The sequence below is a fragment of the Streptomyces sp. NPDC058812 genome, from assembly GCF_042744565.1.
GTDB classification, from domain to species: Bacteria; Actinomycetota; Actinomycetes; order Streptomycetales; family Streptomycetaceae; genus Streptomyces; species Streptomyces thinghirensis.
In genome coordinates this window covers 268,705-284,243 of record NZ_JBHYOB010000006.1, presented here as the reverse complement: position 1 = coordinate 284,243, position 15,539 = coordinate 268,705, and the positions used below count along the sequence as shown (strand labels likewise).

Genomic DNA, 15,539 nt, shown 5'->3' with positions numbered 1-15,539 from the left:
ACGGGTTGTGTCAGTGCTGCCAGGCAGGTGTTCCTGCGGCCGGCAGTGGGACTCGGGTGTCACTACCGCAGGAGGGTGATGACGATGGCTGACACGAGCCGTCCCGCCTCCGGCAGCCACACCGAGCGTTCTTCCTCGGGTGGCGAGCCGGTGGGGGAGCTGGTACAGCGCGCCTCGCAGCAGCTCACGGAGCTGGTGCGGGCGGAGATGCGGCTGGCGCAGGCGGAGATGAAAGAGAAGGGCAAACGCTACGGCAAGGGCGGCGGCCTGTTCGGCGGGGCCGGCCTGGCCGGGTTCTTCACCCTTCAGGCACTGATCGCCACGGCGATCGCCGCCCTCGCGGTACCGCTGCCGGTCTGGGCCGCCGCCCTGATCGTCACCGGCGTCCTCGGCGTGATCACTGGTGTGCTGGCGCTGACGGGCAAGAAGGAAGTCACCCGGGCCGCCCCGCCGGCCCCCGAGCAGACCATCGACAGCGTGAAGGCCGACGTGGCCGAGATCAAGGAGAGTGCCAAGCGATGACCCAGCCGCCCCACGACGAGCCCACCGCCGCCAGCCCGGACGAGCTGCGTGAGCAGGTCGAACAGACCCGCCACGAACTCGGGGACACGGCCGAAGCCCTGGCCGACAAGACCGACGTCAAAGCACGCGCCCAGGAGAAGGCAGCGCAGGCCAAGGAGCAGGCGTCCACGAAGGCGGCCGAGTTGACCGGGCAGGTCAAGGCCAAGGCCGCCGAGGCCGCGCACCTGGTGCAGGAGAAGCTCCCTGACCCGGTCAAGGACAAAGCCGCCGCCGCCGCGGAACAGGCGAAGGCCAAGGCCGGGCAGGCCCAGCAGATGTGGCACGACCAGGCGCCCGAACCGGTACGCAACAACCGCACGCCGCTGATCGCCGCCGGAGCAGCCCTAGCCGTCGCCTGTCTGCTGCTGCGCCGCAAGAAGAGGAAGTAGACGCAAGGAAGCGGCGATGAAGGCGTCGAAGGTGGTGTACAAGCCGGTCGGGCTGGCGCTCGGGGCTCTGAGTGGAGGTAGGTTCCACCTCCGCTGGTGAGGCGCGCGATTGGGAGACATCCGGCCCATCCAGGCCGCGGCGCCGTCACCCGCCAGAAGCCATCCGGGCAATAGCTCCCACACGCGACACACACGGGCCCGGCCAGCAACGATGACTGCTGAACTCCTCCGTGTGCTCCTGCAAGGGCACCTTTCCAACCTGGGCTCGTCTCCGGAAGCCAGCTTCCAATCAGTCCTGAGAAGTGCTCCCCGCCCCTCCTGGCCGACGGCGTGCCCATAGCGTGCCCATAAGACCGGTAGACCACGGTCAACAGCGGTGCGATCCTGCACCCTCGGACGTCACGTCACAGTACATACCCCCAGTTCAGAAGCTATCCGCCTCCCCAAGCGCCGTCGCTTCCCAAGCTGAGAGCGCGAGTTCGATTCTCGTCACCCGCTCCAGAACTGAGGCCCAGGTCAAAGACCTGGGCCTCAGTCGTTTCTGGGCGGCGCCATGCCAGGCCACGCAGCAGGAGCCCTACGCCCCGTCCGTTCTGGCCCCGTGCGTTCCTCGTCGTAGCCCTCCTGACCGGGCGACAGCACAGGCCCCTCACAACGGGCGGCCCCCTCGGTTCCGCGCTGCGCGAGGTGATGGCCGCGCTGCCCGCCCCGCACCGCCCCGCGGCCGAGCTGACCAGCCGCCGCATCCTGGTCGACCCGGAGCGCCGGCCTGCCGCGCCGCGCTCCGACACGGACCTGGAGGCGCTGTACGCCGCGGTCCTCAGTCACCGTCGGCCGCGCGTCCGCTACCGCCACAGCGGCCGGACCGCCCTGCGCCGCTACACCGTCGTCCCGTACTGCCTGGTGGCGAAAGCCGGCACGTGGTACTTGGTCGCCGACCACCGGGGCAGGCCCCGACTCTTCCGCACCGACCGGCTGTCGCGGGTCTCGGTCGTCGAGGCCACGGCGCACCGCCGGCCCGGTGTGGAGCCGGCGCAGGTCTGGCACGGCCTGCGCCGCGAGGTGGAGGTCCGCACAACCGGCGTCCGGATCATCGTGCGGCTGCGCCGGGAGCGGCTGGAGATGGTGACCCGTATCGCCGGCAGCTACTTCAGCGGGCCACCCACCCCCGGAGGGGGCACCGTCGAGTGGTTGTGGGTGGAGGTCGTCTGTCCCGTGGTGGAAGCGGTCCGCCACCTGCCGCAGTTCGGCACCGACGTCCAGGTCGTCGAACCTCCCGAGGCACGCGCGGAGGTGGCCCGTGCGGTCGCCGAGTTGGCCGGGCTCTACGGCGATCGGGGACGGCGAAGGGCGCCTCGCCGACCGGTGAGGCGCCCTTGTGGTGCCGGTGCGGATCAGCCGCAGTTCCACACGGCCGGGAACCGCGGGTAGGTGGTGCCCGCGGTTGCCTTCGCGCCCGACAGCGTGCCGTCGTCGCCGAGCGCGTGGACCATGCCGTCGCTCGGAGCGGCCCCCACGCTGCTGGTCAGCTGCCAGAGGCTGGGGACCAGCTTCTTGTTGGTGCCGAGGATCAGGCCCTGGCTGTTGATGGCCCTGGCGCCCTGGCCGTTGGGCAGGGCCGTCGCCTTGCCCGTCTTGTCCCACAGGACGGCGGACCGGGCGAAGTCGGAGGTCAGGGCGTCACCGATGACGTAGCCGTTCGAGATGCCGGTGACCTGGGCGTGCGCCGCGCCGGCCGGGATCGGCAGCGCCTTCGCGACACCGTCCTTCCACAGGTACGGCCGCCAGGTGCCCTTGGGGTTGTCCACGGCCGTGACCGCCACCGTGCCGTCGGTGTCGACGCCCTCGACGTTGCTGCCGCGCGGGAAGCCGGGCAGCTTGACCACGGTGCCGGGCTGGTCCGCCGGCCACTTGTAGACCTCGGTGTAGTTCGGGTCGGCGCCATGGCCCTCGCCGTAGATGTCCCCGTTCTCCGTGATCACACGGGTCTGCACGTCATACGTGCCGGGGAGCACCGGGAGCCGCTCCAGCTTGCCGTTGCGGGAGACGACGGGGAACCACGACCAGGACGGGAAGCCGTCGGTCACGCCGGTGATCTTGGCACCGTGCCCCACGACGGTGCCCTTGCCGTTCACGTCGCTGATATAGAGGTCGAAGTCGGCACCGGCCGCGGGCCCCAGGTCCGTGAGCCGACCGTCCTGCCAGAGGACGGCATGCTGCAGCGAGTCCTCCTCGGGGAACTCGATCTCCCCCGCGTACACCCCGTCCCCGCCCGTCGCCCTCACGGCTCCGGCCTCGATGCCCGCCGGCACCGGCAGGTGGGCGGCCTTGTACGTGCACGCCTGGGGGGCGGCCGGGGCGGCCTGGGCGGACGGTGCGACGCCGGTCACCGCGGAGGCGGCGAGAAGGGCAGTGGTCAGTAACATGACGTTGCGTCTTTTCGGGTTCATGTCATCCCATCGAAGCGGTGAATGCCTGCTCGCCCAGACTTCACACCGCGCCTATGTTCCCCCTATGCCACCCAGGGAGCACGGAGCGGGAAATGACCACCGCTGCCGCCGAGTTGTCCGCGAACTCCTCCGGGATTGTCCGTGATCGGTAACGGACGCATCCCATGGCCCCTTTCCCTCGTCCTGCCAGGTGGTCCCAAGGTGGCCGAGGGGCGACGAGGAACTGCGTGGAAGCGGGGCGGACATGGCACGGCACAGCGGCGGACGAGGCTGGTACGGCAAGGTGGTCGGGGCGGCACTCGGGGTGACGGTGCTCGCCGTCGGTGCCTCGGTGTGGACCGCGCAGGCCGACGCCGTGGGTGGCTCGTCGCCGAAGGCGACCGCGTCGCCCACGCCGGGCAGTGACGTCGAGCGGGTCGCGGAGACCATCGCGCACGCTTCGGACAAGGGGGCCCGCGGCGTCAACATCACCATCGACGACGGCCCCGATCCCGCGTGGACCCCTCAAGTGCTCGACCTGCTGCGCGAATACGGAGTGAAGGCCACGTTCTGCGTGACGGGGACGCAGGCGCAGGCCCACCCCGACCTCGTGAAGGAGGTGGTCGCGGCCGGGCACCGGCTATGCGACCACACGGTGTCGCACGACACCGCCATGGACAAGAAGTCCGAGGCCTACCAGTCCCAGGAGATCCTCGACGCCGAGCGCATGATCACCAAGGCGTCCGGGGGCGTGCGACCGATGTACTACCGGGCACCCGGCGGGGCCTTCACCCCCTACAGCCGCAAGCTGGCCGCCTCCCGGGGCATGCGCCCGCTGGGCTGGAACGTGGACACCAAGGACTTCGAGCGGCCGGGCACGGACGCCATCGTCGAGACCGTGCGGCGGGAGCTGCCCAACGGGCCGACGATCCTCTTCCACGACGCGGGAGGAGACCGCTCCCAGACGGTCGAAGCCCTGCGCCGCGTCCTCCCCTGGCTCCAGGAGCAGGGCTACTCCTTCGGCTTTCCGGTGCGTTGAGCCCGCGTGAGCGCGTGCTCGCGTGAGCGCGCGCTCGGTCCTCGGCGCTCGTCAGGCCAGTTCGAGTCGGGGTTCCAGTTGCTGTGCCGGTGCTGCGGTCGTCGGTTCCCACCGTTTGGTGGTCCGCACGTAGCCGTAGACGACCGAGACCATCGCCAGAATGAGAAGTGGCCCGAAAATCCACGGGCGTTCGGCCATTTCCATCGGCAGGTAGCGAGTCGCCACCAGGAGGGCAGTGAAGACCAGGGCCCCGTATACGACCAACTGGATTCCCGGCCGGTCCCAGCCGCGGTCGAGCGAGCGCAGCGCCGCCTCGATCGTGACCGCGAACACCACACCGGCGACGAGATCAATGCCGTAGTGGTAGCCGAATCCCAGCGTCGCGGTGAGGGTGGCGATAAGCCAAAACGTTCCTGCGAATCGCAGGAAACGGGGGGCCTTGCGGGAATGGATGAATATCACGGTGGCCCATGCCGTGTGCAGGCTGGGCATGCAGTTGCGGGGCGTGATCTCGTCGTACGTCCACGGGTGCGGGGTGCTGATCGGGCTCGGCGTGTCCGGCCACAGGTTGGCCATCGCCCATTGCTCGCCGCCGGTGCCGAACGCGCCGGTGCCGTAGGTGAAGACCGGTCCGACCACGGGGAAGACCATGTAGACGGCCGGTCCGAGGAGGCCGATCACCAGGAACGTGCGGACCAGGTGATGACCCGGGAAGCGGCGCTCGGCCGCCACGTGGCGCAGCTGGTACAGCGCGACGACGACCGCGGCCACCGCGAGCTGGGCGTAGACCCAGTCGAGAACATGGGCGCCGACCGGGCCGGTGGCCTCGACGGCCCGTCCCACCAGCCACGACGGGTTGCCCAGGGCGTGATCGGCGACCGCCACGTACGGGTCGAGCACGTCCGGGCGGGTCTTCGACGTGATCAGCAGCCAGGTGTCGCCGGTCTTGCGGCCGGCCACCAGGAGCAGGCCCAGCCCGACGCCCTTCAGCAGCAGGACGCGTTCCTGGCCGGTGCGGCGCGTGACGGCGATGACCGCGAAGCCCAGGATCACCCACAGCGCGCCGTTGCCGAAGGAGTGGCCCTCGGTCACCCCGGCGTCGGCCGCCCACCGCACCAGTGCGATGGTGACGTCGATGCCGACCGCGACACCCGCCGCGATGAAGCGTTGGCGCCAGGTGAGCACCACCATCGTCAAAGCCATACTGGCGTACAGCAGCGGCCCCGACGCGGGGGCGAATACCAACTCCTGGGCCTGATGGGTCATCGGGCCGGGCAGGCCGTAGCGGCGCGCGGCGATCTCCAGCGTGATGAGGAATCCGAGGGCCACCGCACCCGCCACGGCCCAGAGTCTCGCCCGTGGCCGGCGCAACACGGAGAATGCGCTTCTGCTACCTATTCGTGAAAACACCCGCAATGCCTTCTTTATCAATTTTTAGTCGATTTGCCGCTTTCCTGTCACGAGGAGCAGCCCGTCGGCAGAGAAAGACGGAAAGATTACCTCCCGGGTTCCGGCTCTGTTTCCAGCGGGTCCTTCTTCCCGTGCCGGGAGGGTCCCAGCACCGCGCGGACCACCTCGGCGGACGAAGCCATGACGTCGGCCACGAAACGACGGCGGCCGGTACCGAGCCGGCGCAGGGCCCGGCCGTGGTCGGCGGCGACGACGAGGGCGGCCCCGAGCAGGAGGAGCCGCCACAGGGTCGTCACCGGGCGGCGCGCGAGGCGGGGCAGTTCCGCCAGGGAGGCGTGCAGCCGCTCGCAGTGGAAGGGGACGTGGCGCTGCTCGTCGGACAGGATCCGTCCCGCCACCTCCGAGGTGAGCGCGTCGTCGGTGCCGTCGCGCAGGGCCCGGTAGTAGCGCAGTGCCACGACCTCCGCGATCATCAGCACCAGCAGTTCGAGGCGCAGGCCCATCAGGCGCCGCAACCGTACGAAGACGGTGTCGCTCCAGTGACTTGTCAGCGTCGGCATGCCGCCCGCGGCCAGCAGTCGGGCCAGGAGCCGGGCGTGGTTCTGCTCCTCGGCGACGAAGAGGCGCACCGCGCGCGCGTAGTCGGGGTCGCCGGCCCGGTCCGCCTTGCCGACGAGGTTCGCCCCGTCGCCGTCCTCGCCGACCTGGAAGCGCTGGATGCCGGCCCACACCGCCTCGGGCAGCGTCGCCCCCCGGTCCCAGTCCGGGTCGTCCTGCGCCTGTCTGCGCTCCCGCTCGTCCTCGAACCGCCGCGTCCACTCGGCGAACCCGCCCGTACGCACCCCGCGCCCCTCTCCGGGACACGGCCGCCGCGCCCTGGAAGGGGACGACGCGGGCGGGCGCCGAACCGTTCCCCTCCCACCCCCCGGGGAGGGCGTGTCCTTTGTCTCGCTACACGCCCCTCGCGCCTTTTGTCGCTTTCACCGCATTCGACGGCGCCGAGGCGGCGCGGACCCTCATCATGGGAGGTCATGGCGCTGGGGGCGGCGGCCCGGACGGCGAGGCTACGGCCCGCAGGGAGCAATATCTATCGCCATGACAGGAGAAATCGGCCGGACGCCCCGGGAATATTCCTCTGTCGGCCAGTCGGAGCAAGATTATCGCCAGCCCCCCGGCGATCACGGCGTGCTACTGTCGATGCCAGTTGCAGTTGTGGTTGCCTGAAGGTTTTTTCCGACGGGGTGATCATCACGGCGACCGGAGATCACACAGGGTGAACTCCGAGCACCGTACCGAAGGAGAAAAACATGGCTTCCGGCACCGTTAAGTGGTTCAACGCGGAAAAGGGCTTCGGCTTCATCGAGCAGGACGGCGGCGGCCCCGACGTCTTCGCCCACTACTCGAACATCAACGCCCAGGGCTTCCGCGAGCTGCTCGAGGGTCAGAAGGTGACGTTCGACATCGCGCAGGGCCAGAAGGGCCCGACGGCCGAGAACATCGTTCCCGCCTGACGCTCACGCGTACTTCGCAGCTGGGGCCCGCACCTTCGGGTGCGGGCCCCAGCTCGCCGCGTTTCCGGGCGCAGAGCGCCCTGCGGGGGGCCGCATTTCCCCCCGCGCATTCAGTTTTCCCGGTTTCATCAATTCTCCCGGTCCACACGGCTGCATCAGCCGGAACCGACCGGGGCCGGCTCGTTCTTGCGATTCCCTGCGCCGTTCCCTTGCTGCGGGTCTCCCTTGATACGTGCCATATCAAGGAAGGTTCCCCATGAACCGCGTACGCACCAACGACCGACGACGCTCCGGCGGCGGCCCCCGCCGCTCCCAGACCTCCGGACGCCGACCGGCCGCCCCCCAGGGCGAGTTCGCGCTGCCGAAGACGGTCACCCCGGCGCTGCCCGCCGTCGAGTCGTTCGCCGAACTCGACATGCCGGCGCGCCTGCTGACCGCCCTCGCCGGCGAGGGCGTGACCGTGCCGTTCCCGATCCAGGCGGCGACCCTGCCGAACTCCCTGGCCGGCCGCGACGTACTCGGCCGCGGCCGCACGGGCTCGGGCAAGACGCTCGCCTTCGGTCTCGCCCTGCTGGCCCGCACGGCCGGCCGGCGCGCCGAGCCGCGACGTCCGCTCGGCCTCGTCCTCGTACCCACCCGTGAGCTGGCCCAGCAGGTCACCGACGCGCTGACCCCGTACGCCCGCGCCGTGGGCCTGCGGTCGGCCACCGTGGTCGGCGGCATGTCGATCGGCAGGCAGGCCGGCGCGCTGCGGTCCGGCGCCGAGGTCGTCGTAGCGACGCCCGGGCGGCTCAAGGACCTCATCGACCGGGGCGACTGCCACCTCGGCGACGTCACCATCACCGTCCTCGACGAGGCCGACCAGATGACCGACATGGGCTTCATGCCCCAGGTCACCGCCCTGCTCGACCAGGTCGCTCCGGACGGGCAGCGGATGCTGTTCTCGGCCACCCTGGACCGCAACGTCGACCGGCTGGTCCGCCGCTACCTGACGGACCCGGTGGTCCACTCCGTCGACCCGTCGGCCGGCGCCGTCACCACGATGGAGCACCACGTCCTGCACGTGCACGACACGGACAAGCACCGCGCGACCACCGAGATCGCGGCGCGCGACGGCCGGGTGATCATGTTCCTGGACACCAAGCACGCCGTGGACCGGCTGGTGAAGCACCTGCTGAACAACGGCGTCCGCGCCGCGGGCCTGCACGGCGGCAAGTCCCAGCCGCAGCGCACCCGGACCCTCGCCCAGTTCAAGGACGGGCACGTGACGGCCCTGGTGGCGACCAACGTCGCGGCCCGCGGCATCCACGTCGACAACCTCGACCTGGTCGTCAACGTCGACCCGCCCAGCGACCACAAGGACTACCTGCACCGGGGCGGCCGTACGGCCCGCGCCGGCGAGTCCGGCAGCGTCGTCACCCTGGTGACCCCGGGCCAGCGACGCGACATGACCCGGCTGATGGCCTCGGCCGGAATCACCCCGCAGGTCACGCCGGTCCGTTCGGGCGAGGCGGAGCTGACCCGCATCACCGGGGCGCAGGCCCCGTCCGGTGTCCCGGTCGTCATCGCCGTACCGGTCGTGGAGCGCCCGCGTCGCGCCGGGTCCGGCGGGGGTTCCTCGTCCCGTGGCCGCCGCGGCCGCACCGCACAGGGCCGCACCGGCCAGGGATCCTCCACCCAGCAGAGCCGCACCGGCCAGGGCCGCGGCACCCAGGGCCGGCCCGCCGGCGAAGCCCCGCGCCGCAGGCCGCGGCGACAGTCCGCCGGTGGCTCGGCGGCGTAACACCGCCCGGACCGTCGCGAACGGCAAACCCACCCGCCCCATCTCCCCCTTGTGGAGGCATCATGCGCTGTGTCATCGCCCGGTACCCGTTCGACCTCACCAAGGGTGGGGTGCTGGATTCGATGAAGGGTGTCACGCCCGAAACGATCACGGGTGAGTCCGTGACCATCGGCCGCCGCCGCTACCCCGTCAAGCAGGTGGGCGAGGTCATCACCCGGCAGGACCGTCGCGACTTCTCCAGCGGCGAGGTCACCCGGGCCATGGCCCGCCTCGGCTTCACCTGCCACCCGGACCCCGAGCTCGCGCCCGCTCCGGAGCCCGCCGCCACGCCGGTGCAGACCGCGTCGGCGCTGCTCGGCGGCACCCCTCCACCGGTCGCGTGACGCAGGGGGTGTCGTCCGCCCCCTGCCACGTCAGGACAGTCCCGTAGCCCGGCCCCCGTCGTCCCACCGGACCTCCAGCACGCGCTGGACGGCCGCGCGGTCGAGGGGGCCGAGCACGTGCGGGAACAGCGGGCCCTCGGCGGTCCCGGGACAGCACACCTAGGGCCTGTCGTTTGGGTCTTGCCGGCGTCACGGGGCGGCTGGAAGGCGCGGTCTCTCTCAGCCGACCTGATCCAAACGACAGGCCCGGCGCACGTGGTAGATCATCGTCCGGTTGTAGCAGCCGCGCCGGCGTACTCCGAGGGCATGGGCGCGGTACTCGGCTGTGCCGACGGCTCGGCTCCCGGTGCGCTCGACGGCGCCTGGCCGGCGGCGGGCGGCGTGCTCGGCACGGCCGACGGCGTGGAGCGCGACACCGAGCCCGGCGCGGAGCGCGACGCCGAGTCCGCGGAGGGCTCGGACGGCTCGGGGGACGGCCCCAGCGAGGGATCGCGGGGCGGGGCCGGGCTCGGTGAGGTCAGCTGCGTGGGGCCGACGGGAGCCGGGGCCAGTGGAGCCGTCGGACGCGTGGGCGACGCGGGGGCGGCCCAGTGCAACGGCAGCGCGATCAGGGCGGCGGCGGCAGCGGTCGCGGCGGCGCCGGCCGCGGCACGGAACAGGCGCCGGCGCGACGCCGCCCGGCGGACCGCCTCGTAGCGGCCGGGGGGCGGGCCCAGAAAGTCGCCGCCCGGACGCAGCACGACCAGCAGCGGATCGTCGTCGTCCCGCTCGAACCCCGGATCCTCCTGGCCGTCCTCAAGGCGTGTGGTCAAGGCTTCTCCTCAGATGGACGCGGAGCAGTTCGCGGGCCGCGTGGAGGTCGGCCTTGACGGTTCCTTCCTTGCGCCCGGTCAGCACGGACACCTCCCGGATCGGCATGTCAGCGTAGTAGTGCAGAAGGATCGGCACGCGCAGTCGCTCCGGCAGGGACTGCACGAGCAGGCGCACCGAGGGGTCGGCCTGCTCGGGGTGCGGGCGCACGGCGACCTCCGCGGTGACCCGGCGCACCGCCCTGCGCTCGCGCTCCAGCTTGCGCCAGTGGTCGCGGACGAGGTTGGCGGCGGTGACGTAGAGGAAGCCGCGGGGCTCCTCCACGGACGTCCAGCGGGCCCAGAGCCGGGTGAACGCCTCCGAGGCGATCTCGTGGGCCGTCTCGTCGTCGTCGACGAGCCGGCGGCACCAGCCGGCGAGGCGCGGATACAGGGCGGCGAACAGCTCGGACGCCGCCCTGTCACGGGACCGTTTCAACGCTCTCCATGGTCGTGAGGGGATGCGGTACGCGCGGCCGGTCGGTCCGGTCGGTCGGTCCGGTCGGTCAGTCCAGTCGGTCGGTCCGGTCAGGCGGGCGCGGGGCTCGTCGAGTCGAGCTCCGCGAAGGCGATCACGTTGTCCCGGTACTCCTCGCCGACCCGCGGGCCGCCGCAGGTGATGAGCCGCAACTCCGGGCGGTCCACGTCCCCGTAGACGTCGTCGGTCGGGAAGTCGGCCTTCGCCACCGTCCGTACGGCGGTGACCCTGAACTCCGCCGCCGTGCCGTTCTCCAGTCGCGCCTCGATCCGGTCGCCGCGGTGCAGCCGCGCGAGGTGCCGGAAGACCCCGTCCCCGTGGGTGCCGACCGTGACGTGGCCGAGGACGACCGACGGCCCGACCTGCCCCGGGGTCGGCGAGTGCCGGTACCAGCCGGCGCGGTCGTCGTCCGTGACGGGCGGGACCTCCACCGTGCCGTCCGACGCCAGCCCCAGCCGCATCACCGGGGTGTCGACCCCGATGGCCGGGATGCGCAGGCCGACCGGAACCGAACGCTCCAGGGGCGGCACCGACTTCGCGGAGGCGTGCGACGGCGGTGCCGTGGCCGCGGGGCGTGTGGTCCCCCTCGCGTCGTCCCCTTGGCCGCCGCCGCAGCCCATGAGGAGCGCGGCCAGCGCGGTGGTGGCGAGGGCGCGCCTGGAAAGCGAGGTCACGCCCCGGTCGCCGCCCGCCGGCGGCGTACGACGAGGAGGACCGCGCCACCCGCGACGAGCACGGCACCGGCGCCCGCGCCGATGAGCCCTTCGTCGGTCCCGGAGGACGCCGGCGCCGCGACTCCGGTGTCGGGCGCGCCCTCGGGCACGGTGGAGACCTGGCCGTCGGCCGGCGCCCGGGACGGCTCGGCCGCCGGAGCCGGTGAGCTGACGGAGGGCGACGGCGCCTCGCTCGGCTCGGTGCCGGGGCTCGGGGCGCTCGCGGCCGGTGGGGTGGAGGGGACCGGGGACGGGTCGTCGGCGAACGCGGGTGCGGTGCCCGCCAGTACGGCGGTGCACGCCAGGGCCACGGCGCTGAGGATGGTACGGCGCATCGGGTCGCTCTCTCTCGTCGGTCGGCGCGTGTGTCGCGTGGGGTGTGGACGTGGATCGGTCGGAGAGACGAGGCAGCGGCGGGGCGGGTTGTAAAGGGATGGCAAAGTCGCCGTCGGCCGCGCCCCTGCCCGCTTCTTACGGACTCATGACGTGCCGGGCGGGGCACCCGGCCCGTCGCCCCCGCCGTCCTAGCGTGGCCGTATGCGCGTACTGGTCACCGGCGGTGCCGGGTTCATCGGGTCCCATGTCGTGGAGGCGCTGCGGGCGCACGGGCACGAACCCGTCGGCTACGACGTCCGCGAGGACCCCGGCGCGGACGTGCGCGACCCGGCGGCCGTCGCCCGGGCGCTGGCCGGGGTCGACGCCGTGTGCCACCAGGCGGCGATGGTCGGGCTCGGCAACGGGTTCGCCGACGCGGCGGAGTACGTCTCGCGCAACGACCTCGGCACCGCCGTCCTGCTCACCGCAATGGCGGACGCGGGCGTGCGGCGGCTCGTGCTCGCCGGGTCGATGGTCGTGTACGGGGAGGGGCGGTACACGTGCCGCCGGCACGGAGTCGTGCGGCCGGGGCCGCGCGCCGCCGCCGACCTGGACGCGGGCCGGTTCGAGCCCGCGTGCCCGGTGTGCGGCACGGACGTGTCCCCCGGGCTGGTCGGCGAGGACGCCCCGGCCGACCCGCGCAACGTGTACGCCACCACCAAGCTGGCCCAGGAGCACCTGGCCGCCGCCTGGGCCCGGGCGACCGGCGCGACGGCGGTGTCGCTGCGCTACCACAACGTGTACGGACCCCGGATGCCGCGCGACACCCCGTACGCCGGTGTCGCCTCCTTCTTCCGCTCCGCGCTGGCTCGCGGCGAGGCCCCGCGCGTCTTCGAGGACGGCCGCCAGCGCCGGGACTTCGTGCACGTACGGGACGTGGCCGCGGCGAACGTCGCGGCGCTGGAGGCCGGGCCGCCGGCCGGGACGCTCACGGCGTACAACACCGGTAGCGGTGAGCCGCACACGGTGGGCGAGATGGCCACCGCCCTGGCCGCCGCGTACGGCGGTCCCGAGCCCGTCGTCACCGGCGAGTACCGCCTCGGCGACGTCCGCCACATCACCGCCGACTCCTCTCGGCTGCGGGCCGGGCTGGGGTGGCGGCCACGGGTCGGCTTCGCGGAGGGAATGCGGGAGTTCGCACGGGCGGGGCTGCGCGGGGAGTGAACACGGCACGTGGTTCGCAGTCCGCGGCACGCGATTCGCGGTCCGCGGTCCGTGCCGTGCGGGCCCGCCGGTTCAGCCCTCCGGTGCCGGCAGGGTCACCTCGAAGCGGCAGCCGCCCGGGATGTTGCGTACGGTGGCCCGGCCGCGGTGGGCCTCCACGATGCCCCGGACGATGGCGAGGCCGAGCCCCGCGCCGGCGGGCGGGGTACGGGCGTGGGTGCCGCGCCAGCCGGTGTCGAAGACGCGCGGCAGGTCCTCCTCGGGGATGCCGCCGCAGCCGTCGGTCACGGAGACCACCACGCCCTCGGGCGAGCGCTCGGCGGCGACCGCGACCGTGCCGTCGGCGGGGGTCCGGCGGATCGCGTTGACCAGCAGGTTGCCCAGGACCCGGCTCATCTCCTTGCCGTCCACCTCGACCGGCACGGCCGCCACGGCGTCGCCGACCAGCCGTACGCCGTGCTCCCGCGCGAGCGGGTCCGCGCCCGCGAGGGCGTCGCCGACCAGGTCGTAGAGGGAGATCCGGGCCGGGGCGAGGGGAAGCGTGCCGGCGTGGATGCGGGACAGTTCGAAAAGGTCGCCGACCATGTCGTTGAGGCGTTCCACCTCGGTGCGGATCTGGCGGAGGTAGCGGTCGGGGTCCGCGGCGACGCCGTCCTCCAGGGCTTCGGACATGGCGCGCAGGCCGGCCAGCGGGGTACGCAGGTCGTGCGAGATCCAGGCGACCAGTTCGCGCCGGGAGGTCTCCAGGGCGCGTTCCCGCTCCCTGGATTCGGTGAGTCGGGCGCTGGTGGCGGCCAACTCACGGCTGAGCGCGTCCAGTTCGGCGGTCGCGCCGGCCGTGGGGGCCGCGTAGTCGCCGTCCTCGCCGAACGAGCGGGCCGCGGCGGTCAGTTCGCGGCTGCGGGCGACGACCCAGCGGCCCAGCAGCAGCGCGGTGGCCAGGGAGACGACGGCCGCCATCGCCACGACGGTCGTGACGACGGACAGGTCGTGCGGGGACAGGAACATCGCCCAGGCGACCGCAAGGGTGCCCGCGAGCATCGCGAGGACGGCGACCGCCGCCACCACAGCGAGCGACGCGGTCAGTGAGCGGCGCCGGATCAGCCGCAGTACGCCGGCCCCCACCAGGCCGGTGGCGGCGGCGCCGGCGAAGGCGTAGAGGGCGATGAGAAGGGTGTCGGACACGTCAGACCGCCTCCCGCCCGGCCGGGTCGAAGCGGTAGCCCACGCCCCACACGGTCTGGATCAGCCGGGGCCGGGCCGGGTCGTCCTCGACCTTTCCGCGCAGCCGCCGGACGTGGACGGTGACGGTGGACAGGTCGCCGAAGTCCCAGCCCCACACCCGGTGCATCAGCTCCTCCCGGGCGAACGCCCTTCCCGGGTGCCGCAGGAGGAAGGCGAGAAGATCGAACTCGCGCAGTGTGAGGGCGAGTTCGGCGCCGTTCTTGGTGGCCCGCCGGGCGACCGGGTCGACGGTCAGACCGGCCGAGCCCAGGGGCCGCTCCACCGCTGCGGGCCGGGTGCGGCGCAGTACGGACTCCACCCGCAGCACCAGCTCGCGCGGGCTGAACGGCTTGGTCACGTAGTCGTCGGCGCCGACCTCCAGGCCCAGGATGCGGTCGTCCTCGTCGCCGCGGGCGGTGAGCATGATGACCGGCACGGGCCCCTGGCCGCGCATCCGCCGGCACACCTCCAGGCCGTCCATGCCGGGCAGCATCAGGTCCAGCACCACCAGGTCCGGCCAGTGCGCGGCGGCCCGGGCCAGCGCGGCCGGGCCGTCGTCGGCGCGGTCGACGACGTAACCGGCGCGGTCCAGATAGCCGGCGACGACCTCCGCGACCGTGGGGTCGTCATCGACGACCAGGACCCGGGCGGTCCCGGACGGGGATCCGTTCGGTGAGCCGCTCAGTGAGCCGTTCGGTGAAACGCTCGGTGAGCCGCTCAGTGAAACGCTCGGTGAACCGTTCGCAGGCTCGTCCGGGGAGCCGTTCCGGGGCTCGTCCAGGGATCCGCTCGGGAGCGCGCCCGGGGATCCGCTCGGGAACGTGACCCGCGGCGCTTCCGGAGACCCGACCGAAGACCCGGGCCGGGCCCCACCCGGGGGCCCGCCCGGAAGCGCGGCCGGGAACACGTCCGGGAGCGCGTCCCGCGGCGCATCCGAAGACGCGGCCGATGACCCAGGCCGGGCCCCACCCGGAGACGCACCCGGAAGCGCGGCCGGGAACACGTCCGGGAGCGCGTCCCGCGGCGCATCCGAAGACCCAGGCCGGGCCCCACCCGGAGACGCACCCGGAAGCGCGGCCGGGAACACGTCCGGGAGCGCGTCCCACGGCGCATCCGAAGACGCGGCCGATGACCCAGGCCGGGCCCCACCCGGAGACGCACCCGGAAGCGCGGCCGGGAACACGTCCGGGAGCGCGTCCCACGGCGCATCCGAAGACCCGACCGAAGACCCT

General features: G+C 72.7%; 17 protein-coding genes. 8 read left to right on the top strand and 9 right to left on the bottom strand.

Translation table 11 applies throughout. The annotated features are described in order from the left end of the window. The first annotated feature begins 84 nt into the window (after positions 1–84). From ACFW48_RS15195 to ACFW48_RS15185, 3 genes are all read left to right on the top strand, one after another. Entirely contained in the window at positions 85–522 is a 438-nt protein-coding gene (locus ACFW48_RS15195; protein WP_386314588.1) for a phage holin family protein, read from the top strand. Beyond that, positions 519–950 (top strand): DUF3618 domain-containing protein, encoded by a 432-nt coding sequence (locus ACFW48_RS15190; RefSeq protein WP_386314586.1) that lies wholly within the window; start codon positions 519–521, stop codon positions 948–950. The genes ACFW48_RS15195 and ACFW48_RS15190 overlap by 4 nt, the downstream gene beginning before the upstream one ends. A 690-nt stretch (positions 951–1,640) precedes the next feature. Then, positions 1,641–2,381, top strand: a complete 741-nt coding sequence (locus ACFW48_RS15185; RefSeq protein ID WP_386314584.1) for a helix-turn-helix transcriptional regulator — start codon at positions 1,641–1,643, stop codon at positions 2,379–2,381. On the opposite strand, the gene ACFW48_RS15180 is transcribed toward ACFW48_RS15185, so the two are convergent. Continuing rightward, entirely contained in the window at positions 2,345–3,376 is a 1,032-nt protein-coding gene (locus ACFW48_RS15180) for a hypothetical protein (RefSeq protein ID WP_386314582.1), read from the bottom strand. The genes ACFW48_RS15185 and ACFW48_RS15180 overlap by 37 nt on opposite strands. Positions 3,377–3,644: 268 nt before the next feature. Between ACFW48_RS15180 and ACFW48_RS15175 the strand changes: the two genes are divergently transcribed. Then, positions 3,645–4,418, top strand: a complete 774-nt coding sequence (locus tag ACFW48_RS15175; protein WP_386314580.1) for a polysaccharide deacetylase family protein — start codon at positions 3,645–3,647, stop codon at positions 4,416–4,418. Positions 4,419–4,469: 51 nt separating this feature from the next. On the opposite strand, the gene ACFW48_RS15170 is transcribed toward ACFW48_RS15175, so the two are convergent. After that, positions 4,470–5,759: a phosphatase PAP2 family protein gene (locus tag ACFW48_RS15170; protein ID WP_386314578.1), complete on the bottom strand. Its 1,290-nt coding sequence runs from the start codon at positions 5,757–5,759 to the stop codon at positions 4,470–4,472. A 155-nt stretch (positions 5,760–5,914) separates the two neighbouring features. Further along, the gene (locus ACFW48_RS15165) at positions 5,915–6,670 is read right to left on the bottom strand and encodes a ferritin-like domain-containing protein (protein ID WP_386314575.1); all 756 of its coding nucleotides are present in this window, start codon (positions 6,668–6,670) and stop codon (positions 5,915–5,917) included. A 465-nt stretch (positions 6,671–7,135) separates the two neighbouring features. Between ACFW48_RS15165 and ACFW48_RS15160 the strand changes: the two genes are divergently transcribed. The 3 genes from ACFW48_RS15160 to ACFW48_RS15150 all read left to right on the top strand — a co-directional run bounded on the left by ACFW48_RS15160 (position 7,136) and on the right by ACFW48_RS15150 (position 9,505). Next, a complete protein-coding gene (locus ACFW48_RS15160; protein ID WP_055418803.1) occupies positions 7,136–7,339 on the top strand; it encodes a cold-shock protein in 204 nt (67 codons plus the stop codon). A gap of 256 nt (positions 7,340–7,595) precedes the next feature. After that, a complete protein-coding gene (locus tag ACFW48_RS15155) occupies positions 7,596–9,122 on the top strand; it encodes a DEAD/DEAH box helicase (protein WP_386314571.1) in 1,527 nt (508 codons plus the stop codon). Positions 9,123–9,184: 62 nt separating this feature from the next. Continuing rightward, a complete protein-coding gene (locus ACFW48_RS15150) occupies positions 9,185–9,505 on the top strand; it encodes an SCO5918 family protein (RefSeq protein WP_386314569.1) in 321 nt (106 codons plus the stop codon). A gap of 263 nt (positions 9,506–9,768) precedes the next feature. On the opposite strand, the gene ACFW48_RS15145 is transcribed toward ACFW48_RS15150, so the two are convergent. From ACFW48_RS15145 to ACFW48_RS15130, 4 genes are all read right to left on the bottom strand, one after another. After that, positions 9,769–10,317 carry a hypothetical protein gene (locus ACFW48_RS15145; RefSeq protein ID WP_386314567.1) on the bottom strand — a complete coding sequence of 183 codons (549 nt, stop codon included), beginning with the start codon at positions 10,315–10,317 and terminating at the stop codon, positions 9,769–9,771. Continuing rightward, positions 10,301–10,792, bottom strand: a complete 492-nt coding sequence (locus ACFW48_RS15140; RefSeq protein WP_003975205.1) for an RNA polymerase sigma factor — start codon at positions 10,790–10,792, stop codon at positions 10,301–10,303. Before ACFW48_RS15140 ends, ACFW48_RS15145 begins: the two co-directional genes overlap by 17 nt. 89 nt (positions 10,793–10,881) lie before the next feature. Beyond that, positions 10,882–11,505: a class F sortase gene (locus tag ACFW48_RS15135; RefSeq protein ID WP_386314565.1), complete on the bottom strand. Its 624-nt coding sequence runs from the start codon at positions 11,503–11,505 to the stop codon at positions 10,882–10,884. Next, complete coding sequence (locus tag ACFW48_RS15130; protein ID WP_386314562.1) at positions 11,502–11,879, bottom strand: sortase-dependent protein; 378 nt, start codon at positions 11,877–11,879, stop codon at positions 11,502–11,504. Before ACFW48_RS15130 ends, ACFW48_RS15135 begins: the two co-directional genes overlap by 4 nt. Before the next feature lie 202 nt (positions 11,880–12,081). On the opposite strand from ACFW48_RS15130, the gene ACFW48_RS15125 reads away from it, so the two are divergent. Next, a complete protein-coding gene (locus ACFW48_RS15125) occupies positions 12,082–13,083 on the top strand; it encodes an NAD-dependent epimerase/dehydratase family protein (RefSeq protein WP_386314560.1) in 1,002 nt (333 codons plus the stop codon). A 72-nt stretch (positions 13,084–13,155) separates the two neighbouring features. On the opposite strand, the gene ACFW48_RS15120 is transcribed toward ACFW48_RS15125, so the two are convergent. Further along, positions 13,156–14,268, bottom strand: coding sequence for a sensor histidine kinase (locus ACFW48_RS15120; protein ID WP_386314557.1), 1,113 nt, complete (start codon positions 14,266–14,268; stop codon positions 13,156–13,158). 1 nt (position 14,269) lies between these two features. Continuing rightward, positions 14,270–14,992 carry a response regulator gene (locus tag ACFW48_RS15115; RefSeq protein WP_386314911.1) on the bottom strand — a complete coding sequence of 241 codons (723 nt, stop codon included), beginning with the start codon at positions 14,990–14,992 and terminating at the stop codon, positions 14,270–14,272. Between the last annotated feature and the right edge of the window lie 547 nt (positions 14,993–15,539).

Bases quoted from the DNA above. Each gene is read 5' to 3' on its own strand.
- ACFW48_RS15185 (WP_386314584.1), top strand. From the start codon at position 1,641: ATGGCCGCGCTGCCCGCCCCGCACCGCCCCGCGGCCGAGCTGACCAGC.
- ACFW48_RS15195 (WP_386314588.1), top strand. From the start codon at position 85: ATGGCTGACACGAGCCGTCCCGCCTCCGGCAGCCACACCGAGCGTTCT.
- ACFW48_RS15130 (WP_386314562.1), bottom strand. From the start codon at position 11,879: ATGCGCCGTACCATCCTCAGCGCCGTGGCCCTGGCGTGCACCGCCGTA.
- ACFW48_RS15150 (WP_386314569.1), top strand. From the start codon at position 9,185: ATGCGCTGTGTCATCGCCCGGTACCCGTTCGACCTCACCAAGGGTGGG.
- ACFW48_RS15180 (WP_386314582.1), bottom strand. From the start codon at position 3,376: ATGTTACTGACCACTGCCCTTCTCGCCGCCTCCGCGGTGACCGGCGTC.
- ACFW48_RS15160 (WP_055418803.1), top strand. From the start codon at position 7,136: ATGGCTTCCGGCACCGTTAAGTGGTTCAACGCGGAAAAGGGCTTCGGC.
- ACFW48_RS15125 (WP_386314560.1), top strand. From the start codon at position 12,082: ATGCGCGTACTGGTCACCGGCGGTGCCGGGTTCATCGGGTCCCATGTC.
- ACFW48_RS15175 (WP_386314580.1), top strand. From the start codon at position 3,645: ATGGCACGGCACAGCGGCGGACGAGGCTGGTACGGCAAGGTGGTCGGG.
- ACFW48_RS15190 (WP_386314586.1), top strand. From the start codon at position 519: ATGACCCAGCCGCCCCACGACGAGCCCACCGCCGCCAGCCCGGACGAG.
- ACFW48_RS15155 (WP_386314571.1), top strand. From the start codon at position 7,596: ATGAACCGCGTACGCACCAACGACCGACGACGCTCCGGCGGCGGCCCC.